Here is a 26207-nt window from a genome sequence, read left to right as displayed (position 1 = left end):
ATAGATGGATACGTCTCCAAATGTTTTATACAATTATGTTAAATGCTTTCAAAATTGTGAGATGATGATATTTTTTGATTAATTTTAGGCACTCATTTTAAAATATGAATTAATGCTTAAGAAAACGTTTATTATAGCGACATTATTTCAGGCTGTTGCTTTTTTTTGTCAGCAATACGGAGGAATGTGGATTCCTACTGAAATTAATGAAAAAGAGATGAAATCTCTGGGAATGAAAATCAAAGCCCAAGACATTTGGAACACTGAAAAACCGAGTATCAAAGACGCTGTAGTTCAGTTTGACGGAGGTTGTACCGCAGAAATTATTTCTCCAAAAGGTTTATTATTAACCAATCACCACTGCGGTTATGACAATATCCAAAGCCATTCTACCGTAGAAAATGATTTATTGACCAATGGATATTGGGCAAAAAACATGGAGGAAGAATTGCCAAACCCTGGCGTTACCGTAGATTTTGTTACGGATATTAAAGAAATTACTCAAGATATTTTAGGCAATACTTCTTCATTAAGTGGAGCAGAATTGACTAAAAAAATCAATGAAAATATAGACGCTTACAAGAAATCTCAAAAAATAGAATCTTACCAAAGTATTATTGTAAGACCTATGTTTGCAGGAAATAAATATTATGCATTTGTAGTAGAAACCTATAAAGACATCAGATTAGTAGGAGCACCACCACAAAGCATTGGTAAATTCGGTTCTGATACGGATAACTGGGTTTGGCCAAGACATACTGGTGATTTTTCTATGTTTAGAATTTACGCTGATAAAAACAACAAACCAGCGGAATATTCTAAAGACAATATTCCTTTTACGCCAAAACATTTCTTACCGATTTCTGTAAAAGACATTAAGGAAAATGATTTCACTTTCGTTTTCGGATTTCCGGGTAGAACCAATGAATATTTGCCAAGCGTAGCGATTGAAAAAATCATCACAGATACCAATCCTGCGAGAATTGAAGTAAGAGACATCGCGCTGAAAACGCTAGACGAAAAAATGCGTGCAGACGATGCTACCAGAATTAAATATGCTTCTAAATACGCTTCTGTTGCCAATTATTGGAAAAAATGGATTGGCGAAACAAAAGGTCTTAAAAAATCAAACGCTGTTGCTAAAAAACAAGCTTATGAAAGTTCTCTAGTGGCTAAAAATTCAGAAATTAAAACGTCTCTTGATGAATTTAAAAAACTGTATGACCAACAAGCGCCTTATGCTTTAAACAATGCTTATTACAGCGAAATTCTACGAAATGCTGAAACATTAACGTTGGCAAATCAGTTTTATGCTTTCGTACAAAATTATGAAGCAGGAAAAGTAGATGATAAAGCTGTAAAAGGTTTTAAAAACAGACTTTCTGGATTCTACAAAGATTATGACGGCGAATTAGATGCTAAAGTTACTGCTAAACTTTTGGCTTTATATGCAAATAAAACTGCACCAGAATTTTTACCAGAAGGTTTTGCTCAATTTAAAGATGTGAACCAAAATCTTCAAGTTCTTGAAAACTGGAGCAGAAATTCTGTGATTTCAGGAAGAAATTCGGTAAACGGAGCTACCGTTTATTCTAATATTGACCAAGTTTTCTCAAATATTCCAGAATTGGTAAAAAATCTGAAAGCTGACCCTATTTATCAGACTTTAACCAAAATGAGAGAAACTTATGTAAATAAAGCAGATGCTCAATATGTAGGTTTACAAAGCAAAATAGACGCTTTGCAAAAGAAATATTTAGCGCAAATGATGGCTACAGATACCGAAAGAAAATTTTTCCCAGATGCGAATTCTACACTCAGAGTAACTTACGGAAAAGTGAAAGGTTCTAATCCTGCAGATGCGATTTCTTACCACTATGAAACCACTTTAGATGGTGTAATGGAAAAATATGTACCTGGAGATTATGAATTTGATGTTCCACAAAAATTAATTCAGTTATACAACACCAAAGATTATGGCGATTACAAAAATGCAGCAGGAAAAATCCCATTAGCATTTACTGCAACCAATCATACCACTGGTGGAAACTCAGGAAGTCCAGCTCTCGACAAAAAAGGAAACCTTATCGGTTTAAATTTTGACAGACAATGGGAAGGCACGATGAGTGACATTAATTTTGACCCTAGATTCAGTAGAAATATTATGGTTCAGACCAAGTATATTTTATTTATCATCGATAAATTTGCTGGAGCAAGATGGTTATTAGACGAAATGAAAATTGTAAAATAATTTTCGATAAAATATTTTAGTAAGAACGCGCCAAAAGGTGCGTTCTTTTTTTTTTAAAATCTAGTCATAAAAAAAACCTCAGAATTTCTTCTGAGGCCAAACACAAATGATGAAATTTACTCTTACCTCTGTAGAGTAATACAAAGGTAAGTCTATTAAATTTTTTATTTGTTACACTATAACTACCTTATTTTATAAAATTTTCAGTTTTAATATCCAAAAATTTCTTCTAAACTCAGTTCGTGAAAATCTCCTAAGTTTTCAATCGCAGAATGGTCTAAATTTTCTTTTTTGCCCATGATGGCAACATTATAAGAGATCGGTTTTATTTCTTGATTGTAGAATTGGGTTAAATCTTCTAACTGTAGATTTTCTATTTCGTGGTAAATTTTTTCTCTAATATCATAATCTATTCCTATTTTTTTAAGATTTAAAAAATTAAAGAAAATATTGGTTCTGGTTATTCGGGTAGATGCAATTTGTTTCAGCGCAGAATTTTTAGCATTATTAAATTGCGTAGGAATTTGAGGCAAATCTTGCATTAAATCCGCCATCGCATCTACTGCTAAATGCAATTTATTGGCTTGTGTACCAATGTAACTTACCACGTAATTATGTCTATCCAAATAAGTCGCAGTAGAGTAATTTACATACGCAGAATACGCTAAACTCTTGCTTTCTCTGAGTTCCTGAAAAACAATAGACGACAAACCTCTGCCAAAATATTCATTAAAAACATTGATTTTTCCGTAATTTTCGGTATTCAGTTGAGAAGCCCTACCAATTTTACTCATTTCCATTTGTACCATATCATAATTGGTAAAGAAAACTTTTCCTTGAGTTTCCAGTTCTTGATAAATTTTCGGCTTTGGAATGGTGAGTGTTGCTTTTTCTAACAACGGCTGAATTTTTTCTTTGAACCCCTCAAAATCTTTACCGTAGAAGAAAATTTCATAAGGTAATTGGGTCAAATTCTTCACTTTTTCAGTAAGATGTTCTACTTTCGTTGCTCTTAATTTTTCTTCAGGAATCACATCTCTGAATCTGGAATTTTCACCAAATTTAGCATAATGACTTAATGCCGTCATGATTCTTGACTTGTCTTTTTTAGCGACATTTCGGCTTTCTAAAATCAATTCTATCGTACTTTCATAGACCTCATCATCTGGTTTAACTTCGGTAATCCAATGTTTTAAAAGTTCAAAACCTTTGATTAGATTTTCCTCAAAACCAGTGAGCAAAATAATCATTTGGTCGTCATACGTTTTAAAATCATTACTGATTCCCAATTTAAAAAACTCTTGGCTTAATTGATCCGCCGAAAAACGAGAAGTTCCCAAATATTGCAAAACTTGTACCGCTAAGAAAAGCTCTTTATCATGGTCTGTTCCGATTTTGTAAATCAAATGCAACTGCGCAATATGATTGTATTTATTTCTAACAAAACTGATTTTTTTATCCCCAATTTGAGTTTCCTCAATCATATTTTTATAATCAATAAATTTAGGAGTAATTTCTGAAGATTTTTGGTGAAGAATTTCGGTCAAAAACTCAGATTGTGCTTCTCTATTGATTTTAACAGGAGTAATTCCCGGATTTTCTACTCGGATAAGATTTTCGTTTTCGCCACGCAATTTTTTAACGATCACATAATTTTTTTGGAAGAATTTTTGTGCAAAATCTACCACATCTTGCTTGGTAATTTTCTCAAATTTCTCAATTTCCGAAAGTTCTTCTTCCCAAGTTCTGTCATTGATATAAATCCCGTAAAGCGCTGTTGCTAAACCATCTGCAGTTTCTAGATTTCTGATTTTCTGCAATTTCATATCATTGATAATCGCAGGAATTAACCAATCTGGGAAATCACCATTTTTCACTTTTTCTATCTCTGCCAAAAGCAGTTGTTCTGCCTCTTCTAAAGATTGATTTTCCTTCGGAACAATCATGAGCGAGAACAATCCGTATTGCTTAAAACCCAATTCATAAGCATAACTTCTGAGCGCTTTATGCTTTTGGTTAATGTTTAAATCCAGCAAACCTGCTTCGCCAGAATTGGAGAGAATCTGAGCCACCATTTCTGCCAAATGCTCTTCTTTTGTTCCATAAGAATCTGTTCTCCAAGCGATGTTTAATCTAGGCGCAGAAGGACTTTTTACAATTCTTTCTACAATTTCGGTTTGAGGTTCTTCTATGATTTTTTCTTTCTTAGGAAGTTCTTTGTACTCAAACTTTCCAAAATATTGATCGACCAAAAGAATGGTTTCTTCAAAATCTAAATCTCCCACCAAAACCATCGCCATATTATTAGGCACATAAAAATCATTGAAATATTGATGAATAGCCTGCATAGAAGGATTTTTCAAATGCTCAGATTTCCCCAGAGTGGTTTGTTGACCATTAGGATGCTTCGGAAAAAGGGCTTCCATAAGCGCGTAATTTACCAACCTCACATCATTGTCTTGCGCACGATTGAATTCTTCGTAAACCGATTCTAACTCAGTATGAAAAAGCCTTAAAACTAGACTAGAAAAACGCTCTTTTTCTATTTTGAGCCATTTTTCCAATTCATTATTCGGAATGTTATTTTTATAAACGGTTTCGTCTAACCAAGTGTGCGCATTGGTTCCTGTTGCACCCAAAGAAGAAATGACTTTGTCATATTCATTGGCAATCGCATATTGACTGGCTTCTTGAGAAATTTCGTCTATTTTTCTATAAATTTCCTTCTTTATTTCTGGGTTTTGTTCTGATTTGTGCAGTTCGTACAAATCAGAAATTTGGTCTAATAATACTTTTTCTTTTTCCCAATCCAGAGTTCCTAATTTGCTCGTTCCTTTGAACATCATGTGCTCTAAATAATGCGCCAATCCTGTATTGTCTGATGGATCATTATTGCTTCCCGTTCTTACTGGAATATAGGTTTGGATTCTAGGAGCATCGTCATTTTGAGCCAAATAAACCGTTAATCCATTGTTTAATTTGTAAATTCTTACACCCGTTTCATCTCCTTCTACTTGTTGGTAAGTGTACCCGTTTTTATCTGTAAAATTTTTAGTTTTTAATACTAATTTCGTCTGCATTAATTTCTTATTTCTTAATTATTTATTGGGATATTTCTGAATGAGAGCCTGTAAAATCGCCCACGTTTCTATATCTATTTTTCCATCGTAATTTTGTGGTCTAAAATGATATTGGAAAGCCTCAATAGTCTTCTTAGTAGCATCATCCCAAACTCCAGTTTCTGTAACTCCATAGCCAAATTGTTTTAGGGCAATCTGTACTTTCATCACAAAAGCCATGTCATTGATTTTTGCATTAAATTCTTCTGGAATAATTTGAGATTGGAAACTCTGCACTGTAGCATCATCATACCACATTCCTATTCCGTATTCGTCATACAATTTTTTCCAAGGAAATAATGGACCTGGATCTTGTTTACGAGTTGGCGCAATGTCTGAATGTGCTAAAACATTGGTCGGCGGAATTTGGTAACGCGTTACAATATCTTGAACCAAAGCGGCTACTTTTTTCACTTGATGTTCAGGAAACGGAACGAAAACTCTTTTTCCGACAACTACTTTAAAACCTTCATTCACGATTTCTATGCCGATAGAAGTATCATTAAGCGTTGCATCTTTTCTCCATGAACTGATTCCTGCATGATAAGATCTTTTATTTTCGTCTACCAACTGATAAATTTCTATATCGGTAGAATCATTCACCAAATAGTGAGAACTTACGGCTTGAGTGGTTAAAACCCTCACAGATTTATCATGATCTAAAGCTGTGTAATGTAAAATCACATATTTCTGTCTGAAATTTTGTGCAATGGCAGGAAAATGATTTCTGGTTACTTTATACCCTTCTGGTTTTGCTCCCACCAAAGAACCATAACTGATGGTGTTATCATTTTTAGTTGGGTCTGCTATATTTACTGTAAAATAATCGCCATGTACATCATGTTTAATCTCTGATTTGGGAGGATTTGGTATCGTAGATGTTGCGGGTTGAGGTAAATTATTAGGTTTTGCAATTTCTTTTTGCGAACCGCAAGAAATAATTAAAGACGCTAAACCTATGAAATATAATGAATTACGCATTTTATTGATTTTTTAAAAGATTATTTATTCAAAAATACGAAAATTTTTAGCAATTTTTTTTTGGTTATTAAGGAAAACTGTCCTATATTTGCACTCGCAATTACGGAAGAGAAGTTCTTAAAAGAATTTGCAAGGAGGGTTGCCGGAGTGGTTAACGGAGCAGTTTGCTAAACTGTCGACTCGCAAGGGTCGCAAGGGTTCGAATCCCTTACCCTCCGCAACCAAGAATTCGGGGTGTAGCGTAGTCCGGTCATCGCGCCTGGTTTGGGACCAGGAGGTCGCAGGTTCGAATCCTGCCACCCCGACCAAAAAAATCGAAAATTTTAAGAAAATTAAGGTTAGTAGCTCTGCTAAATTGAGCATTCCGATTTTAATCGGAACGGTCTCGAGAGAAACCTTTTTAAAAACTTCGGGTGCGTAGCTCAGCTGGATAGAGCATCTGCCTTCTAAGCAGACGGTCTCAGGTTCGAATCCTGACGCGCTCACGAAAACCTCGCTTTTAGCGAGGTTTTTCTTTTTTTTAATTTATTATTTAAATGAATGAAAAATTTGATAATCATTGGCAGGGTTTTTCCAGAGCCTATTTCTACAGCTGCCGGTTCTAGAATGATTCAATTGATGGATTTATTCTTAACTCAAAATTATCAAATCACCTTTCTTTCCACGGCTTCTATTTCAGAAAACAGTTTTGATTTGAGTTCTAAAAACATCTCTTTTCAAAATATTGTTTTGAATGACAGTAGTTTTGATGAACTCATCAAAAATCTAAACCCAGATTTTGTTGTTTTTGACAGATTCACCACCGAAGAACAATTCGGGTGGCGAGTTTCGGAGCAAGTTCCGAACGCCGTAAAAATTCTTGACACCGAAGACTTACATTTTCTAAGAACCGCCAGAGAAAAAGCCTTTAAACAAAATAGAAACTTAGAACATTTAGATTTAATTAATGACGTTTTCAAACGTGAAATAGCTTCCATTTTAAGATGCGACCTTTCCCTCATCATTTCTGAATTCGAAATGAATTTACTCATCGAAAAGTTTAGAATTGACGAGAATATCTTATTTTACCTCCCACTTTTTGGAGAAGTTAAAAAACCTGAAACTTCTTTTTCTAAAAGAAAAAACTTTATCAGCATCGGTAATTTTTTGCACGAACCGAATTGGCAAACCGTTCTTCAACTGAAAAAACTCTGGAAAAACATTAAAAACCAACTTCAAGAAGCCGAAATTCATATTTATGGTGCTTACGCAAGTGAAAAAGTCTTTCAATTACACAACGAAAAAGAAGGCTTCATCATCAAAGGAAGAGCCGAAAATGTAGAAACTGTTTTTAATACTGCTAAAGTTTTACTTGCACCCATTCCTTTTGGAGCTGGAATCAAAGGTAAATTGCTCGAAAGTATGCAATTTGGATTACCCAATGTTACTTCCGCAGTTGGTGCAGAAGCGATGCATGGAAACCATGACTGGAATGGTTTTATTACCGATAACGAAACAGAATTTGTAGAAAAAGCAGTTCTACTCTACCAAGATGAAAATCTTTGGCAAAAATCTCAAGAAAACGGTTATAAAATTGTAGAAAATAGATTCAAAAAAGAACTTTTTGAGCCCCATTTCATTCATAAAATTCAAGAAATTTCTGAGAATTTAGAATCACACAGAAACCAAAATTTCTTAGGTCAAATTCTTCAACATCACACGCTACAAAGCACTAAGTATCTGAGTAAGTGGATTGAAGAAAAGAACAAAAAATAATCCCACAAAATTTCCGTATTTTTACGCATTCAATTCAAATAAGGCAAAAGCCTTTTGAAAAACCTATGGATACAGAAAATTTAAAAATTCAGATAAAAACATTTTTTGGTTTAGAAGAAGTTCTTGCCGAAGAAATTAAAAAGTTAGGCGGGAGAAAAGTAGAGATTAAAAACCGTGCGGTAAATTGTGAAGGCGACCTTGGTTTTCTATACAAAATCAATTATTCAGCGAGAACCGCTGTTAAAATTTTGGTTCCTATTGCAACTTTTAAAGCATGGAATGAGAATAAATTTTATGACAAAGTTTTCGATTTTCCTTGGGAAACCGTAATGAGTGTAGACCAAAGTTTTGCCATAGATTCTACGGTTTATTCTGAAACGTTCACGCATTCACAATTTGTAGCCTTGAAAATGAAAGATGCAATTTGTGATTATTTCGTGATGAAAGAAAGACGCAGACCAGATGTAGACCCTAAAAATCCTGATATTAAATTTCACCTTCATATCGACAGAGAATTGGTAACGATTTCTTTGGATTCTTCTGGAGACCCTTTATTTAAGCGTGGTTACAGAAAAGAACAAGGAGAAGCGCCGATTAATGAAGTCTTGGCTTCGGGAATGTTGCAATTGGCTGGCTGGGACGGCAAAGGAAATTTTCTTGATCCAATGTGCGGAAGTGGAACACTTTTGATAGAAGCTGCGATGCTCGCAATGGATTTACCAGCGCAAATTTTCAGAAAGAAATTCGCATTCCAAAATTGGAAAAATTATGATGCTGAATTGTTTGCAAAAATCAAAGAATTCAGAATCAACAGAATTAAAGAATTTACTGGGAAAATCGTAGGTTACGACATTGATGCAAGAATGCTCAACGCTGCTAGAATCAACATAGAAGCAGCAGAAATGGAAGATGTAATTGAAGTAAAAAAACAGAATTTCTTTGAATCTGAAAAAGATATGTTCCCTTTGTTAATGGTTTTCAATCCGCCTTATGATGAGAGAATTGCGATTAACCAACCCGATTTTTACAAGAAAATTGGCGATACTTTTAAACAAAAATATCCAAATACTTTGGCTTGGATGATTTCATCAGATTTAGAAGGCGTGAAAAATGTAGGTTTAAGACCTTCCAGAAAAATAAAATTGTTCAACGGAAAATTAGAATGCCGTTTCTTGCAATACGAAATGTACGAAGGCACTAAGAAAATTCATAAGTTGGAAAAATAGCATCTCGCAGATTGAGCAAATTTAGCTGATTTAATCTGCTTAATCTGCAAAATTTGCGAGAGAAACAAAATTATTAAATTTCTTTTTTTGAGGTAAATCCTTATCTTTACACATCAATTTTTCAAAAAATTCCATGCAAAATACAGCTTTACAATTTAGCGAAGTCATTAACCAATGTCGTGATTTATTTTCTAAAAAATTACAAGATTACGGTGCAGCTTGGCGTGTTTTAAGACCGAGTTCTATTACTGATCAAATTTATATAAAAGTCAATAGAATCCGTACTTTACAGATGACAGACGTAAAAATGGTAGATGAACACGAAGAAGATGAATTTATAGCGATTGTGAACTACTCTATCATTGGTTTAATTCAGTTGGAGAAAGGTTTTTCTGAAAATTTAGACGAAGACAGAACTGAAATTCTGAAATTATATGATGATTACGCTCAAAAAGCAAAAAATTTAATGCTTCGCAAAAACCACGATTATGGTGAAGCATGGCGCGAAATGAGGATTTCATCTATCACCGATTTAATTTATCAAAAAGTTCTTCGCACGAAACAAATTGAAGACAACCAAGGGAAAACTCTGGTTTCGGAAGGTTTAGACGCCAATTATTATGACATGCTAAATTATGCGGTTTTCTGTCTCATTAAAATGATGGAAGAGAAAATTTGAAAACGTTTGTCATTTTGAGCGAAACAAAGTGAAGCGAAAAATCTATTTTAAAAAGATTCTTCATTTCGTTACACTGCATTCAGAATGACAAAAAAACCAAACTATAAAAAATGAAAAGAATTTTAAGATACATTATAGCCATTATTTTCATTGCATCTGGCTTTGTAAAAGCGATAGACGTAAAAGGTTTTTCTTTTAAACTCGAAGAATATTTTTCGCCAGACGTTTTTAATTTGACTTTTTTACAAAATTTCACGTTAGAAATTGCAATTTTAGTAGTCGCATTAGAACTAGTTTTAGGATTAATGCTTTTGTTGAAGGTGAAGCTAAAATGCACACTTATTTCGTTAATTGCTTTGTGCGTTTTCTTTGCATTTCTTACGTTTTATTCGGCGTATTTTAATAAAGTTACCGATTGTGGTTGTTTCGGAGATGCCATTAAATTCACACCTTGGCAGAGTTTCTGGAAAGACATGGCGCTGCTTTTTGGTTTAATTATTCTTTGGTTTTTAAATAAAAAATCAGACACATTAAATAATGAAAAAGGATTTCTAAAAATGCCATTTCTTGGAATTGGAATTTTAATTTCTGCGTACGTTATTTATTACGGAATTGTACACGAACCTTTAATTGATTTCAGAGATTATAAAATTGGAACTGACTTAAATGTAGAAAAACAAAAAATATCGGTCAATCCTTCGGAATACAAAACTTCTTACACGCTGAAAAACGCCAAAACTAGCGAGGAAAAAGTGGTAGGACAAGATGATTTCATCAATCAAAAAGAATATTGGGAAGAAGGAACACCATGGCAAATTCAGAAAGGTAAAGAAGTTTCTGTTTTAGTAAAACAAGGTTATCAGTCTTCTATCGATAAATTTAAATTAGAAGATGAAAACGGAAATGATATTACCGAACAAATTCTACATTTGCCAAAAGTTGTTATTTTCTTTTCATACGCACCAGAAAAAATAAAAGAAAATGATAAAAATTTTCTTGAATACGGAATTGAAGATTTCATTTTCAATTATAAAGAATTAAATCCAAAATCAGAATTTTATGGCGTTTCAACTCAAAAATCATTTTTTAAAAAGGTGAAAAGTTTAACAATGGACGGAACTGCCATCAAAACTATTGCAAGAAGCAATCCTTTTGTTTTGATTCTAGAAAACGGAAAAATTGTAGAAAAGAAAAGTCTAATTGAGTACATGAATCAAGTTATTCCAAAAGAATAAACTAAAAAAAACATTTTATGAGAAAAACCAACAAATCCATCGCAGGATATCATTTATTGATGATTCTTTCAGCTGTAGATTATAAATTTCATGCAGGCGAAGAACAAGTCATCAGAGAATATCTAGAAGAAGAATTTCCTTTCCATGTGAATTTGGATAACGAGTTAGAAGTGATTTCTGCGCTTCAACCTAGCGATTGGAAAGACCATTTTGAGTTTCAGGCACATTGTTTCCTTGACGATTCTACCGAAAAAGAACGTAAAGAATTTAAACAATTTGCAAAAAAACTCATCAAAGCAGACGCAACTGTTTCAGACAGAGAGCATGATTTCTACTCTTTGATGAAAACCATTTGGAAAATGTAATTGGTAATTGGTAATTGGTAGTTGGTAATTAGATTCTAGATTTATTTTAAATAAATCTCCGAAAATCAATAAAATCTACGAAAGAAATTCATTAAAACTGATTCAATTCATACCCTCAAATTTCTGTAAATCTTTAAAAATTCAGAAATTTGTAAAAATTTAAAATTTAACCTCAATACTTTATAGAAATGAGAAAAAACATTGTAGCAGGAAACTGGAAAATGAACAAAAATGTGATTGATGCTCAACAATTAATGGCTCAATTATTAGATTATAAAAAAGCAAACGCTACCAACTGCGAAGTTTGGATTGCACCGCCTTCATTGTACTTAATGATGGCAAGAGATATTTTCGAAAATAACGAAGTTGGTGTTTTTTCACAAGACATGAGCGAATACGAAAGTGGCGCTTACACAGGTGAAATTTCTGCAGATATGTTACAATCTATCGAAGCGGACGGTTCTATCATTGGTCACAGCGAAAGAAGACAATACCATGGTGAAACCGATTCTCACTGCAACAGAAAAGTAAAATTGGCTTTAGATAAAGGTTTAACTCCAATTTATTGCAACGGAGAAACTCTAGAACAAAGAAAAGCTGGTCAACATCTTGAAGTGGTGAAAAACCAAACCGAAGTTGCTCTTTTCACGCTTACTGCGGAAGAAATTAAAAAAGTAGTAATTGCTTACGAACCAGTTTGGGCAATCGGAACTGGCGAAACAGCTTCTCCAGAACAAGCGCAAGAAATTCACGCTCACATCAGAAGTTTAATCGCTGCGAAATACGGACAAGAAGTTGCTGATGAAATCTCTATTCTTTACGGAGGTTCTGTAAAACCAGACAATGCGAAAGAGATTTTCTCTCAACCAGATATTGACGGTGGTTTAATTGGTGGAGCTTCTCTTAAAATCGAAGATTTTTCTAAAATTATTGAAGGTTTTAATCAATAAGAGCCAAGTAAAAATATCCAAGTAAAAAGTAAAAGTCGGGAATTATTCTCGGCTTTTTTCTTTTGCAATTCGGAAACTTAGCCGCTCGCTTCGCTCGCGCCATAAAATTTCACTAAATTTGCATGGAATTTAAAAACATCTAACACGCAACAAATGCAAAACTATACAGAATTCAACTTCACAATACAACCTCTAGAACCTTGGAATGAAATCTTAATGGCAGAACTTATTGAAATAGGTTTTGACAGTTTCACTGAAGAATTAGAAGGCATTCTAGCTTACATTCCAACAGATTTAGTGAATGAAGAGAATTTCAAAACCCTAGAAATTTTCAACAATGAAAATGTGAAAATTTCTTACACTTTCCAAGAAATGCCCAACATCAACTGGAACGAAGAATGGGAAAAAAACTTCTCTCCAATTAATGTAGAAGACAAAGTCTTAATTCGTGCAGAATTCCACGAACCCAATCCAGCCATGGAAGAAATCATTATTCAGCCGAAAATGTCTTTCGGAACGGGACATCACCCAACTACGCATCTCATGATTCAGCAAATGTTGGAAATGGATTTCACAGACAAAAAAGTTTTGGATATGGGTTGCGGAACCTCAGTTTTGGCTATTTATGCCAAAATGAAAGGTGCAAAAGATGTTTTGGCGATTGATATTGACGAATGGTCTGTGGAAAATTCTAAAGAAAATGCCGAGAGAAACAACGTAGAACTCAGAATTGAACTTGGAACTGCTGAAAATTTAGGCAAAGAAAAATTTGATATTATCTTAGCAAATATCAACAGAAATATCTTGATTTCAGACATCCCAACTTACGTAAAAGACATGAATGAAGGCAGCGAATTATTGCTTTCTGGCTTATGTTTCTTTGATGTAGCAGATATTTTGGAAGTTTGCACAGAACAAGGGCTTAAACTCAAAAACAAACAACAGCGCGAAGAATGGTGCAGTTTACTTTTGGAAAAATAAATTTTTAGAAAAACGTTCAATTAAATTTGAGCGTTTTTTTATTTCCACATCATGTTCAAAATCATTAAATTTGCGTCTTTACAAAAACATATATAGAAAGCATTATCAATATGACTTCACAAGAAATACGCCAACAGTTTTTAGATTTTTTCAAAAGCAAAGGACACTTAATTGTTCCTTCTGCTCCAATTGTGCTGAAAGACGACCCTACTCTAATGTTTTCCAACTCTGGAATGACGCAGTTTAAGGACTATTTCCTTGGTTACAAAGAACCAAAAGCACCTAGAATTGCCGATACTCAAAAATGTTTGAGAGTTTCTGGAAAACACAATGATTTGGACGATGTAGGTCGTGATACGTATCACCACACCATGTTCGAAATGTTGGGAAACTGGAGTTTTGGAGATTATTTCAAAAAAGAAGCCATCGATTTTGCTTGGGAATTATTGACAGAAGTTTATAAAATTCCAAAAGAAAACTTATATGTAACCATTTTTGAGGGAGACGCTTCAGAAAATTTAGAGCGCGACCAAGCTGCTCATGATTTCTGGAAAGCACACATTTCAGAAGATAGAATTATCAACGGAAATAAGAAAGATAATTTTTGGGAAATGGGCGAATCTGGACCTTGTGGACCTTGTTCAGAAATTCACGTAGACCTACGTTCTGAAGAAGAAAAAGCACAGACTTCGGGAGTTCAGTTGATTAACCAAGATCATCCTCAAGTTGTAGAAATTTGGAATAACGTATTCATGGAGTTCAACAGAAAAGCTGATGGAACTCTAGAAAAACTTCCTGCGCAACACGTAGATACAGGAATGGGATTTGAGAGACTTTGTATGGCGTTGCAAGGTAAAAAATCTAATTATGACACCGATGTTTTCACTCCGCTGATTGCAAAAGTAGAAGAACTTTCTGGCAAAAAATATGAAGGAATTTTAGAAAACGAAAAAGATATTGCGATTAGAGTGGTTGTAGACCATATTCGTGCGGTTGCTTTTGCCATTGCAGACGGTCAGTTGCCTTCTAATGGTGGTGCTGGTTATGTTATCAGAAGAATTTTGAGACGTGCCATTTCATATTCTTACAGATTTTTAGATATGAAAGAGCCTTTCTTATATGAATTGGTAGCTGTTCTTAAAAATCAAATGGGTGCATTTTTCCCAGAAATCGTGAAGCAAGAAAAATTGGTGACCGAAGTGATTAAAGAAGAAGAAAATTCTTTCTTGAAAACTATTGAACATGGTTTGGTGCGCCTAGATCACATCATAAAAGATACCATTGCTAAAAACGAAAAAGTATTACCTGGCGCTGAAGTTTTTGAATTGTATGATACTTATGGTTTCCCAGCCGATTTATCTAGAATTATTGCCGAAGAAAAGCAATTAACTGTAGATGAAAAAGGCTTCGATGAAGAAATGGAGAAACAAAAACAACGCTCTAAAAAATCATCGGCGCAAAAAGTGTATGACTGGGTAATTTTAGAAGAAAAACCTGAAACTTTCGTAGGTTATGACCAAACTTCTTCTGAAACTTACATTACAAGATATAGAAAAGTAGAAAATAAAGACGGAGAATTCTTCCAAATTGTACTGAATAAAACGCCTTTCTATCCTGAAGGTGGTGGTCAGGTTGGTGACAAAGGAATTCTTATCCCAAGTTATGCAGAAGGTTTTGACCTTACTAATCCTGCTGCTTTTGACAGAGAAAATTCAACTGAAATTTTAGAAGTTTTAGAAACTAAAAAAGAAAATAATCTGATTATTTCTTTGGTGAAAGAATTGCCAAAAGATGCTGGAGCGCTTTTCTACGCAGAAGTAAACACCGCAGACAGAAAAAACACTCAAGCAAATCACTCTGTAACACACTTGTTACACGAAGCTTTGAGAGACGTTTTAGGAACTCACGTAGAACAAAAAGGTTCTTATGTAGGTCCAGAATATTTGCGTTTTGACTTCTCGCATTTTTCTAAAATGAACGAAGAAGAATTAGCTTTGGTTGAGGAAAAAGTAAATGCCAAAATCAAGGAAAATTTGCCATTGCAAGAATATAGAGATTTACCAATTGCAGAAGCTACTGAAAAAGGCGCAATGATGCTTTTTGGGGAAAAATATGGCGACAAAGTTCGTATGATTCAGTTTGGTAGTTCTAAAGAATTATGCGGTGGAACTCACGTAAAATCTACTGGCGAAATTGGGCATTTCAAATTGGTTGCAGAAAGTTCTACTGCTGCTGGAATTAGAAGAATAGAAGCAATTTCTGGTGATAAAGCAACGGAATATTTCAAAAATTTAGAAAACCAACTGAAAGAAGTTTCTGCCTTATTAAAATCTAAAGATTTAGTAAAATCTATCGAAAAATTGTTAGAAGAAAACGCAGCTCTAAAATCTGAAATAGATGCTTTGAAAAAAGAAAAAGCAAAAGGCGAAATTAACGATTGGAAAAACGCTTTCATACAAAAAGGAGACAAGCAATTATTGGTAAAACGCACTTCTCTAGACGCTGGCTCGGTAAAAGATATTGTCTTCCAATTGAAAAAAGAAATTCCAAATTCTGTAACGATTGTAATTTCTGACGCAGGCGAAAAACCAATGATTACGGTTGGCGTTTCTGCAGATTTAGAAGCAAATTATCACGCTGGAAACATTGTAAAAGAACTCGCAAAAGAAATTCAAGGTGGCGGTGGTGGAAACCCAGGTTTCGCAACTGCTGGTGGAAAAAATCTTGCAGGAATTGAAAATGCTTTGAATAAAGCAATGGAAATTTAATTTTACAAAAATTTAAAATATTTTAACCCTTTCAAGAAAATTGAGAGGGTTTTTTAATAAAAATTTGTGATTTCATAAGCGTTTGTGTAACATTTTAATCCCTAGTTTTGTCTTATTAAAAAAACCAACCAATGAAACAATCTCTATCCTCTCTATTTTTACTGATTTTCGCATTTTCTTTTAGTCAGATTCAATTAAAAGTAATCAGTTCTAAAAACCAAAAACCAATCTACAACGCATCGGTTTATTGTGACGACAATCTTCTCGGGAAAACCAATGCCAATGGCGAATTATCTTTCAAAACGAAATGTAAAAAAGTGGACATTCTTGCCAATAATTTCGAAAGTGAAGAAGCAGATATTAAAAAATTAATGCAAATTTCTCTGAAACCTTCTTCGGAAAAAACGGGAAACATAGACCGAATCGTTTTAACAGACAAAAGCGACCCAAAAGCACTAAAAATGCTAGACGAACTCTTGAAAAGATACAAAGAAAACAGTCCAAAAGCTTTAGATTCTTATGATTTTAAATCGTATAGTAAAATCTCAATTGATTTTGATAAAGATTCTGTTGCTGCTTATCAGGATTTTATGGCAAAAAGAACAGATTCTATCAAGAAAATAGAAAACCGAACGCTGAAAAATCAAAACGACAAAAAAAAGAAAGATTCTCTAGCAGAAGATGATTTAACAAAAATGGCTCAAAACAACCAATTTTTCCTTTGGGAAAAGGTTTCGGAGTACAAATATTCTCAGAAATTTGGAGAAAAAACCAATATTATAGACAATAGAATGTCTGGTTTCCCTAATCCTATTTATGAAGCTTTGGCGCTTAATATTTCAAATTTAAACCGAATTCCGAGGCAAATAAGACCCGAAAACAGAAAAATTTATAACTATTATCTTTCGGATACCATTTCTCTGGACAACAGAAAAACGTTTGTGATAAAATTTAAAGAAGTAAACAACAAAGGCAAGCAAAATCCTAGAAAATTCAATGGGAAAATCTATGTAGATGCCGAAAATTTTGCCCTCAAAAAAATTGAAAGCAGCAGCAAAAAAAGCAACGAAGGAAATGTAGTTTCGGTGTGGAAACCTATCAACAACAAGTGGTTTCTAGATTATGAAAATCTGAAAATTAGAATGGGCGACCAAACTTTTACCACAGGAAAATCTAACGATACTGTAAAAGCCGGACAAAAGCCTAAAATGAATAAAAAATCCTTTAGTAATTTTCTTTTTGTAAAAAATCAATATTTCGATTTTGAAATTAATAAAGAACAAAAATCTGCTGATTTTAAAGGTTACGCTCTGGAGGTAAAAAGTTCTGATGGGAGCCAACTTCAAAAATACAGAACAGACAGCTTAACCACCAGAGAAAAAGGAACTTACGTTAAAATAGACAGTTTAGTAAAAAAGTATAATTTTGACAAAAAAGTAAGCCTTTTTACCAATTTAATGAAAGGAAATTTTCGTTATAAAATGGTCGATTTCGACCTTACCAAAATTTTTAATTACGATAAATATCAAGGTGTAAGATTGGGAGCTGGCGCAAAACTCAACGAAAAATTTAGTAAAACTTTTTCGCCGGATGCTTATTTCGGCTTTGGTTTTAGAGACCACACTTGGAAATATGGCGCAGGTTTAGATGTGAAACTTTCAGAAAAAAGAACTTCTATTTTCAGAGTAGATTATTCTGATGATGTTTTTGCCGCAGGAAGAATCAGCACCGCACTTTGGGACAATCCAATGAAATTGAAAGACTTAGGAGTAGATTTATACAATGCTAATTTCTATCAAAGTAAAAAATTCGGAGCTTCATTTTTGTATGATGTTTCTAATAGTTTGACGGCAAAAATTGGTTTAAATCACGAAAATCAGAATGCGCTTTTTGATTATCAATACCAAAATTTAGGAAATAGTTTCAAAAATGTGAGCACAACTGTATCATTGAAATTTTCTCCAAACGATAAAAATATGATGACACCAGGCGGAAAATTAACGTATGAAAAGAAATTTCCCCAATTTTTCTTGAACTATGAAATGGGAAGCAAAATCTTCGATGGCGAACTAAATTACCACAGATTAGACGCTTTGGCAATTCATCAATTCAGAAGCAAATTAGGAACCACAACGCTTAAATTTTTGGGTGGAATATCTTCCGGAACCGCTCCTATTTGGAAAAATTTTGAAATTACCGGACAAACCAATGGTTCATCAGAAAACTGGACTTCAAAAATCAATACACCATCCACTTTAGGATTTGTAACCATGCCTTCAGGAACTTTCTATGCAGATAAATTTGTGAGTTTGCAGGTTTCTCAATACCTGCCTTTCAGATTTAAAACAATTGGGAAAACCTATTCTACCATAGAATTAGAATACAAGTCGGCAATTGGAAATTTCAAAAATCCAGAAAATCATCAGTTTAATTTCCAAGTTTTAAATCATAATTATCAAGAAGTTGGCTTGGTTTGGAATAGATTTTTGGGAAGAAAATTTGATGTAGGATTTTCTTATAGACTTGGTTATTATCAAACTTCTCAGTTTAAAGATAATTTTGGTTTACAAATCAGATTATCAGGATTTTAAACACAAAAAGGTATCATTTCGGAGGAAAATCCCCTTCGGAATGATATTTCTTTACTTCCACAATCCTAATTTTTTATTTCTTGCAGATTTTTCAGCTTTGGTAAAAACTTCTACAAATTTTACATTTGGTGGAAAAGTAGCTACCACTGCAAAACCATTTTCTACTAAATATTGATTGAGAAAAACGCCATTTTCTAGATAAGCATACGCTAAAATCCTTCCGTATCTATCGGTTTTTTGAACATCAAAAGTCAATTTTACTTTTTTATTTTTGAGAAGATTGGTTGCGAAAACTTTTGCTTCTTTCCCGAAATATTCTTTGCGAAATTTCTTGCCAACATTATAACTTTCTGGCGCATCAATCCCAATTAATCTAATTTTGAATTTTTCAGAATTTTTGGTCATTACATAAAAAGTATCACCATCTGTAATTTTAGAAACTTTGTACCAAGTATTTTCTTGTAATTGAGCTTGAGCAAAGAAAAACAGAAAAGAAAAAAGAAAAATGAGTTGGTTTTTCATTCCACAAAACTAGAAATTTTAAAAATAAAAACAGTGGCATACAATCTAAATAAAACCTTATTTTTGCACATCTAAAGATTTTAGCTTTGATTACAACAGACCAACTTAAAGATACACAAAAACGCATCGAAGATTTGCATAAATTTCTTCAAATTGAAAAGAAGAAACTTGAAATCATCAACGATGACGAAAAAACGGCTGCTCCAGAATTTTGGGACAACCCAAAAGAAGCTGAAGGTTTCCTAAAACAACTGCGTTCTAAGAAAAAATGGGTGGAAGAATATGAAGAGATTCATACGCAGTTTGAAGATTTACAAGTTTTGGTAGAATTTGCCAAAGAAGATGCCGATTCTGAAAAAGAATTGGACGAACAATTCCCAGAATTGGTAGAAAAAATAGAAAATCTGGAATTCAAAAATATGCTTTCTAACGAAGGCGACGAACTTTCTGCCGTTCTGCAAATTACTGCAGGAGCTGGTGGTACAGAATCATGTGATTGGGCTTCTATGCTCATGAGAATGTATCAAATGTGGAGCGAAAAACAAGGCTATAAAATTCGTGAACTGAACTATCAAGAAGGCGATGTAGCTGGTGTAAAAACTGTAACCTTAGAAATTGACGGAGAATATGCTTTCGGATATTTGAAAGGAGAAAATGGAGTTCATCGTTTGGTGAGAATTTCACCGTTTGATTCTAATGCAAAACGTCATACCAGCTTTGTTTCGGTGTATGTTTATCCTTTGGTAGATGATTCTATAGAAATTAATATTAATCCAGCAGATATAACTTTTGAAACTATGAGAGCTTCTGGAGCTGGTGGACAAAACGTAAACAAAGTAGAAACTGCAGTACGTCTTCGTCACGCTCCTACTGGAATTATTATTGAAAATTCTGAATCTCGTTCTCAACTTCAAAATAAAGAAAAAGCAATGCAACTCTTGAAATCTCGTCTCTACGAAATGGAATTGGAAGAAAGAATGAAAGCTAGAAACGAAATCGAAGCCAATAAAATGAAAATTGAATGGGGAAGCCAAATCAGAAACTACGTAATGCACCCTTATAAATTGGTAAAAGATGTGCGTTCTGGCTATGAAACTTCTGATGTAGACGGCGTAATGAACGGTAATATCACTCCTTTCCTCAAAGCATTTTTAATGAACGAAGGAACTGCGGTTTCTGATGATGATTTTGATTTATAAGATTTCTTCTGAAAAACAATTGTTTGTGAGAATTATTTTCTAATTTAGTAACAAATTAAAGAAAGATGAAAAAATTGTATTTACCATTATTGTTAGCAATTTCATTTGTTTCTAAAGCTCAAATTTTAGATTCTACAAAAGTTGAAAACGCAAAAGTATATTCTTTAAAAATAGCAAATCCTATTGTTAACAAACCTATGTTTTTTAAAGAAACTCAAAATGAAGGGAACGACATCCAAAAAAATTTGAATCAACTTAATTCAAGATTTACAGTTAATCCGTATCAAATTCCTAAAACCCTCATCAATCCTAATGGTTCTGCAACTCCTAAACAAGCTATTATTTCGGGATTATTAAAAGGAATGACTAGATAAAAAAAGGAAGTTTAAAATTTTAAACTTCCTTTTTCTTTGAAAAAAATATTTGTTTGATGAGCGGAATATTTGCCAAAATAATAATTCCCCAAATCATTAAATCTAAATTTTCTTTCACCCATTCTATTTTCCCTAGATTATACCCGAGCAAACCGATTACACCAACCCAAAGAACAGCTCCAATCATACTAAAACTTAGAAAAGTAGAATATTTCACTTTGGTAGAACCACATAAAAAGGGAACGATTGTTCTAATTACTGGAACAAATCGGGCAATGATGATAGAGTTCTTTCCGTTTTTATCAAAAAAATCTTTGGCTTTTTCTAGATGTTTTTTCTTAATGAAAAAATCTTTTTCGCTGTTCATGATATACTCACCAAAACGTTTTCCCACGTAATAGTTTAAATTATCACCTAAAATCGCCGCGAAAATAAGCAAGGGAATCACCAAATAAATATTAAGAGAACCTTCTTGAGCCAATAAACCAATGGTAAATATCAATGCATCACCAGGTAAAAATGGCATGAGAAAAGAAGCAATGATAAGACCTGTTTCCGCAAAAATGATTAAGAACAAGAAAACATACACCCAATTATGATACTTTTCAATAATCGCTAAAAGTACCTGATCAGGCTTGGAAACAAAATCTAAGAGGAAACTCCAAATGCTTTCTAACATCTATGCTATTTTCTTTTAATTGCTTTAAAGATAATAGGTAAAACTGAAATAAACACAATTCCTAAAACAAATTTTTCAAAATTTAATTTCACCCACTCGATATTTCCTAGAAAATACCCAAGCAAAGTAATAGAAGTCACCCAAATAAAAGCACCTGTAATACAGTACAATAAATAAGTTCTGTACTTCATTTCTCCCGCTCCTGCTACGAAAGGAGCGATGGTTCTCACAATTGGGATAAATCTTGCTAGAATAACTGTTTTCCCGCCGTTTTCAGCAAAATATTTCTCGGTGTCTTCTATGTGAGATTTCTTTAAAAAGAGTATTCTTTCTTTAGACTGAATAAAATCCCCAAATTTTTTCCCTATAAAGTAATTCAAGTTATCTCCTAAAAGTGCTGCTAAAACTAATAAAGGTATAATCGTATAAATATCTATTTGACCTGTTGTAGAAGCAATTAAACCCACTGCAAAAAGTAAAGAATCTCCTGGTAAAAATGGCATTACTACCACACCAGTTTCTACGAAAATCACTAAAAATAAAAATAAGTAAATGTAAATGCCATAGTCTCTAATAATTTCGGTAAGCACTAATAAGGGATTTCCTAAAAAATCTAGGATAAATTGTAATAATTCCATTCAGTTAATTTATATGACGACAAAGATAATATTTAAAAACAAAAAACTTTGTTAAAGAATTCTAAAAAAATCAACAAAAAGCCATTAAAAAAGCTTAACTTATTTTTGTAATTTTACAAAATGATTTCTCAAAAGACCATAGATAAAATTTTCTCTACGATTCGAGTAGAAGAAATTATCGGCGAATATGTTCAGTTAAAACGTGCAGGCTCTAATTTCAAGGGCTTGAGTCCGTTTCATGAAGAAAAAACGCCGAGTTTTGTGGTTTCTCCCAGCAAACAAATTTGGAAGGACTTCTCCTCTGGAAAAGGTGGAACTGCCATCACTTTCCTCATGGAAATCGAAGGATTTACCTATCCTGAAGCGCTGAGACATGCTGCCAAAAAGTACGGCATAGAAATAGAAGAAGACCAAGTAGAATATTCTGAAGAGCAGAAAAAAGCCCAATCCGAAAGAGAAATTCTTTACAAAATTCATGAAGTTGCCAATACTTTTTTCCAAGAAAACCTTTGGGAAACCGAAGAAGGAAAAACCATTGCACTCTCTTATTTCAAGGAACGTGAACTGCATGATGACATCATCAAAAAATTTCAACTAGGCTATTCTCCAGAAAAGAAAAATGCTTTTACTGAATACGCTCTAGCAAAAGGTTATGAAAAAGAAATTTTAGAAAAATCTGGAATTTCTATTTTTCCAGAAAATTCACCATCAGGAATTGACCGATTTCGTGATCGCGTGATTTTTCCAATACATAGTTTTTCGGGAAGAGTTTTAGGTTTCGGAGCGAGAATTCTGAAATCCAATGTAAAAACTGCCAAATATCTCAATTCACCAGAAACCGAAATTTATCATAAATCTAATGTTCTCTATGGCTTAAATCAAAGTAAGCAAGCCATTTCCAGAGAAAATTTATGTTTATTGGTAGAAGGTTATATGGATGTGATTTCACTTCACCAAAGCGGAATTGAAAACGTGGTAGCAAGTTCTGGAACTGCGCTTACAACGGAACAAATTAAACTCATCAAACGTCTCACCGAAAACGTAACCATTCTTTTTGACGGAGATGCTGCAGGAATTAAAGCCAGTTTCAGAAGTATAGACATGTTGCTTTCTGAGGGCATGAATATTCGTGTGGTATTATTTCCTGATGGCGATGACCCAGACAGTTTTGCTAGAAAAAATCCTAGAGATTTTGTAGAAGATTTCATTAAAAATCAAGCGAAAGATTTTGTAATTTTTAAAGCAGAAACCCTTCTCAAAGAGACTGAAAACGACCCAATAAAAAGAGCAGAATCTATTAGAGACATTGTAAAATCATTATCATATTATAGTGAACTTAAAAAAGATGTCTACTTCAGAGAAATCCAAACAAGATTTGGAATTAAAGAAGAATCTTTATTTAATGAATTAAGTATACTTAACCAAATAAAGAAACATGAGGAAGAAAAACAATTTCAAAAATCTTTAAATAAAGTTAAACCAACAAAATTAGAAGTTGTTTCTGATGCTGAATTTATTAGTAAAAATCCTCTTTTGGTTTTAGAAGAAAAATTGGTAGAACTCATGTTGAAATTTGGTCAATTTAAATTGTTCAGAAAAACACCAGACAACGAAAATTACGAAACCACCGTCATTGAAGAAATCATTAATCATTTAGAAGAAGACCAATATCAACCGATTTCTCCTTTGAATCAAAAAATTATTGAAGAAATAAAAGCAGGAATTCAGCAAAATGAACTTCGTTCTAGTGATTTTTTCATAACTTTCATGGATGAAGAAGTGGTGACAAAAACTGCAGATGCATTAATTAACGCTCATGAAACCAGCAATTGGGAAAAACACAACATCTATTTCAGTAAAGAAGAAGAGTTGGTAGACAAAATTGTAAAAGATGTCATTATAAGACATAAAAGAGAATTTGTGGTAAAAATCATTAACGATTTAAAACACCAAATTTCAGAGGAAAATTCAGCAGAAACTTATTTAAAAATCATCAACCTCACAAAACTTAAAAACAAAATAGACGAAAATTTATTTAGAATTTTGTGACACTTTGGCTAAATTTGTAAAAAGGAACAGACTTTGAATAAAAAGAAGTATGAAGAAAATACAAATACATCAAAATGCAATCGCTCAACTTTGTAAAAAATACAATGTTGAAAAATTATATGTATTTGGTTCTATTCTTACAGAAAAATTTAATGAAAATAGTGATATAGATTTTATCGTAAAATTCCATCAATTAGATTTATCAAAATATGCAGACAATTATTTTGATTTAAAATTTTCATTAGAAGAAATATTGAAAAGAGAAATAGATCTATTGGAAGAAAAATCCATTAAAAACCCATATTTTCTTGAAGTAGTTAATCATCAAAAACAGTTAATATATGGATAAGGAAATACAAGTTTGGCTATTTGATATTCTAAATTCAATTTTAGAAATTGAGAGTTTTGTAGATTTTGAAGAAACCAATTTTCAAGATTATTCTTCAGACATTAAAACCAAACGTGCAGTAGAAAGAAATTTAGAAATAATAGGAGAAGCAGTAAATAGAATTTCTAAAAAAGATGAAAATTTAGAAATTACTGATAAAAGAAAAATTATAAGTGTAAGAAATAGAATAATTCATGGATATGATCAAGTTTCAGATGAATTAATTTGGTCTATTATTACACAGTATTTACCTGTTTTAGAAAAAGAAGTTAGACAATATTTAAACGAATAACAAATATATGGACATAAAAAAAGAATTCAGAGATTTCTCTGTAAAACATTTAGGAAATAGCGGATTAGCAACTGACCAATACATGGGAATTTTTAACCCAACCAATCTTACTCCTTACATTATGGAAGAACGTAGAATGAACGTAGCTCAAATGGACGTTTTTTCTCGTCTCATGATGGATAGAATCATCTTCTTAGGAACCGGGATTGATGACCAAGTTGCCAATATTGTAACCGCTCAATTATTATTTTTAGAAAGTTCAGACCCTTCTAAAGACATTCAGATTTACATCAATTCTCCTGGTGGAAGCGTTTACGCGGGATTAGGAATTTATGACACCATGCAAATCATCAAACCAGATGTTGCTACTATTTGTACAGGTATGGCTGCAAGTATGGGCGCTGTTTTATTAGTTGCTGGCGAAAAAGGAAAACGTTCTGCGCTTAAACATTCTAGAGTGATGATTCACCAACCAAGTGGTGGCGCTCAAGGTGTGGCAAGTGATATGGAAATCAACCTAAGAGAGATGCTAAAGCTTAAAAAAGAGTTGTATGACATTATTTCTGCACATTCTGGTCAGTCTTACGAATGGGTAGAAAAAGCATCAGACCGTGATTATTGGATGACTTCTTACGAAGCCAAAGAATACGGAATGGTAGACGAAGTTTTAGAGAAAAAATAAAATTTTCTAGAAATTTTTAAAATATAGAGAACGTGCTTTTTAGTGCGTTCTTTTTATTTTTTTATGGCAATTTTTGCAAATTATCCATCGCAAAATCCATTTCAAAAATTTGCAAAACCAGGCTGTCCGTTGCAATTCCTCGCCTCGTCTTTCAGACGAGACTGCGGGATTTACACTTCCATCCTTATTGCAAGACTTCGTTACAAATTCACTATTTTTACCAAAAATTTAAGATTTTACCCAAAATGAAAGTTATCCAAATAAAAGCCAAAGATTTTTTTGAATTTATAAAACTGAAAGACACTTCTATGTGGGAAATCTTCTCACAAATGATAGACGGAGAAGAAAAAGAAATCATCTTTTTAGACGAAGAAGAAAAAATACTTTTCAATTACATTCTTCCCCCAAATTTAGAAAAATTAGAAGAAGACCGAAAAACCTTTGCCAAAGAATACGCAGATAAAATCTCTAATTTGAATTAAT

Annotated in this window: 22 protein-coding genes and 3 tRNA genes; 20 read left to right on the top strand and 5 right to left on the bottom strand. The window is 33.2% G+C overall.

The annotated features are described in order from the left end of the window. Positions 1–112 precede the first annotated feature (112 nt). Positions 113–2251, top strand: a complete 2139-nt coding sequence (locus KKQ79_RS02045; RefSeq protein WP_213188746.1) for a S46 family peptidase — start codon at positions 113–115, stop codon at positions 2249–2251. 209 nt (positions 2252–2460) lie between these two features. Here KKQ79_RS02045 and KKQ79_RS02040 read toward each other — a convergent pair whose 3' ends face one another. Then, positions 2461–5331, bottom strand: a complete 2871-nt coding sequence (locus KKQ79_RS02040; protein WP_213188745.1) for a M16 family metallopeptidase — start codon at positions 5329–5331, stop codon at positions 2461–2463. A gap of 18 nt (positions 5332–5349) precedes the next feature. Next, positions 5350–6351 carry an N-acetylmuramoyl-L-alanine amidase gene (locus KKQ79_RS02035; protein WP_213188744.1) on the bottom strand — a complete coding sequence of 334 codons (1002 nt, stop codon included), beginning with the start codon at positions 6349–6351 and terminating at the stop codon, positions 5350–5352. A gap of 133 nt (positions 6352–6484) precedes the next feature. Here KKQ79_RS02035 and KKQ79_RS02030 point away from each other — a divergent pair. The 12 genes from KKQ79_RS02030 (at position 6485) to KKQ79_RS01975 (ending at position 18901) form a co-directional block, all read left to right on the top strand. Then, positions 6485–6569 (top strand) — tRNA-Ser (locus KKQ79_RS02030). A gap of 12 nt (positions 6570–6581) precedes the next feature. After that, a tRNA-Pro gene (locus tag KKQ79_RS02025) sits at positions 6582–6659 on the top strand. 103 nt (positions 6660–6762) lie between these two features. Continuing rightward, positions 6763–6836, top strand: a tRNA-Arg gene (locus tag KKQ79_RS02020). Between the two features lie 55 nt (positions 6837–6891). Then, complete coding sequence (locus KKQ79_RS02015; protein WP_213188743.1) at positions 6892–8106, top strand: glycosyltransferase; 1215 nt, start codon at positions 6892–6894, stop codon at positions 8104–8106. Positions 8107–8171: 65 nt separating this feature from the next. Next, positions 8172–9332, top strand: a complete 1161-nt coding sequence (locus KKQ79_RS02010) for a THUMP domain-containing class I SAM-dependent RNA methyltransferase (protein WP_104792430.1) — start codon at positions 8172–8174, stop codon at positions 9330–9332. 133 nt (positions 9333–9465) lie between these two features. Further along, on the top strand, positions 9466–10011 hold the full coding sequence (locus KKQ79_RS02005) for a DUF1599 domain-containing protein (RefSeq protein ID WP_213188742.1): 546 nt from the start codon (positions 9466–9468) through the stop codon (positions 10009–10011). 110 nt (positions 10012–10121) lie between these two features. Then, positions 10122–11246 carry a BT_3928 family protein gene (locus tag KKQ79_RS02000; protein WP_213188741.1) on the top strand — a complete coding sequence of 375 codons (1125 nt, stop codon included), beginning with the start codon at positions 10122–10124 and terminating at the stop codon, positions 11244–11246. Positions 11247–11263: 17 nt separating this feature from the next. Then, complete coding sequence (locus tag KKQ79_RS01995; protein WP_104792781.1) at positions 11264–11611, top strand: hypothetical protein; 348 nt, start codon at positions 11264–11266, stop codon at positions 11609–11611. Between the two features lie 188 nt (positions 11612–11799). Next, a complete protein-coding gene (gene tpiA, locus KKQ79_RS01990; protein WP_213188740.1) occupies positions 11800–12561 on the top strand; it encodes a triose-phosphate isomerase in 762 nt (253 codons plus the stop codon). A 153-nt stretch (positions 12562–12714) separates the two neighbouring features. Then, entirely contained in the window at positions 12715–13542 is an 828-nt protein-coding gene (gene prmA, locus KKQ79_RS01985) for a 50S ribosomal protein L11 methyltransferase (protein ID WP_213188739.1), read from the top strand. 110 nt (positions 13543–13652) lie between these two features. Next, complete coding sequence (gene alaS / locus KKQ79_RS01980; protein ID WP_213188738.1) at positions 13653–16310, top strand: alanine--tRNA ligase; 2658 nt, start codon at positions 13653–13655, stop codon at positions 16308–16310. Positions 16311–16441: 131 nt separating this feature from the next. Further along, entirely contained in the window at positions 16442–18901 is a 2460-nt protein-coding gene (locus KKQ79_RS01975) for a DUF5686 family protein (RefSeq protein ID WP_213188737.1), read from the top strand. 51 nt (positions 18902–18952) lie between these two features. Here the strand turns inward: KKQ79_RS01975 and KKQ79_RS01970 are convergent, their stop codons facing one another. Beyond that, positions 18953–19423: a thermonuclease family protein gene (locus tag KKQ79_RS01970; protein ID WP_213188736.1), complete on the bottom strand. Its 471-nt coding sequence runs from the start codon at positions 19421–19423 to the stop codon at positions 18953–18955. Between the two features lie 86 nt (positions 19424–19509). Here KKQ79_RS01970 and prfB point away from each other — a divergent pair, with 86 nt between their 5' ends. Continuing rightward, positions 19510–20622 (top strand): peptide chain release factor 2, encoded by a 1113-nt coding sequence (gene prfB, locus KKQ79_RS01965; RefSeq protein ID WP_213188735.1) that lies wholly within the window; start codon positions 19510–19512, stop codon positions 20620–20622. Between the two features lie 65 nt (positions 20623–20687). Then, positions 20688–20996, top strand: coding sequence for a hypothetical protein (locus tag KKQ79_RS01960; RefSeq protein ID WP_213188734.1), 309 nt, complete (start codon positions 20688–20690; stop codon positions 20994–20996). 19 nt (positions 20997–21015) lie between these two features. Here KKQ79_RS01960 and KKQ79_RS01955 read toward each other — a convergent pair whose 3' ends face one another. Next, positions 21016–21675 carry a VTT domain-containing protein gene (locus KKQ79_RS01955; RefSeq protein ID WP_213188733.1) on the bottom strand — a complete coding sequence of 220 codons (660 nt, stop codon included), beginning with the start codon at positions 21673–21675 and terminating at the stop codon, positions 21016–21018. A 5-nt stretch (positions 21676–21680) separates the two neighbouring features. Continuing rightward, a complete protein-coding gene (locus KKQ79_RS01950; protein WP_069798028.1) occupies positions 21681–22313 on the bottom strand; it encodes a VTT domain-containing protein in 633 nt (210 codons plus the stop codon). Between the two features lie 120 nt (positions 22314–22433). Here KKQ79_RS01950 and dnaG point away from each other — a divergent pair, with 120 nt between their 5' ends. The 5 genes from dnaG to KKQ79_RS01925 all read left to right on the top strand — a co-directional run bounded on the left by dnaG (position 22434) and on the right by KKQ79_RS01925 (position 26206). After that, on the top strand, positions 22434–24362 hold the full coding sequence (gene dnaG / locus KKQ79_RS01945; protein ID WP_213188732.1) for a DNA primase: 1929 nt from the start codon (positions 22434–22436) through the stop codon (positions 24360–24362). Between the two features lie 49 nt (positions 24363–24411). Next, positions 24412–24711 (top strand): nucleotidyltransferase family protein, encoded by a 300-nt coding sequence (locus KKQ79_RS01940; RefSeq protein WP_213188731.1) that lies wholly within the window; start codon positions 24412–24414, stop codon positions 24709–24711. Then, on the top strand, positions 24704–25042 hold the full coding sequence (locus KKQ79_RS01935) for a HepT-like ribonuclease domain-containing protein (protein WP_213188730.1): 339 nt from the start codon (positions 24704–24706) through the stop codon (positions 25040–25042). Before KKQ79_RS01940 ends, KKQ79_RS01935 begins: the two co-directional genes overlap by 8 nt. Before the next feature lie 7 nt (positions 25043–25049). Next, positions 25050–25724 carry an ATP-dependent Clp endopeptidase proteolytic subunit ClpP gene (gene clpP, locus KKQ79_RS01930; protein WP_069798035.1) on the top strand — a complete coding sequence of 225 codons (675 nt, stop codon included), beginning with the start codon at positions 25050–25052 and terminating at the stop codon, positions 25722–25724. 245 nt (positions 25725–25969) lie between these two features. Next, the gene (locus tag KKQ79_RS01925) at positions 25970–26206 is read left to right on the top strand and encodes a hypothetical protein (RefSeq protein WP_104792416.1); all 237 of its coding nucleotides are present in this window, start codon (positions 25970–25972) and stop codon (positions 26204–26206) included. The last annotated feature ends 1 nt before the right edge of the window (position 26207 follow it).

Origin of the sequence: Cloacibacterium caeni, assembly GCF_907163125.1 — a bacterium.
GTDB classification, from domain to species: domain Bacteria; phylum Bacteroidota; class Bacteroidia; order Flavobacteriales; family Weeksellaceae; genus Cloacibacterium; species Cloacibacterium caeni_B.
Note: the sequence above shows the minus strand (reverse complement) of the source record. Positions and strands in the feature narration are given on the sequence as shown.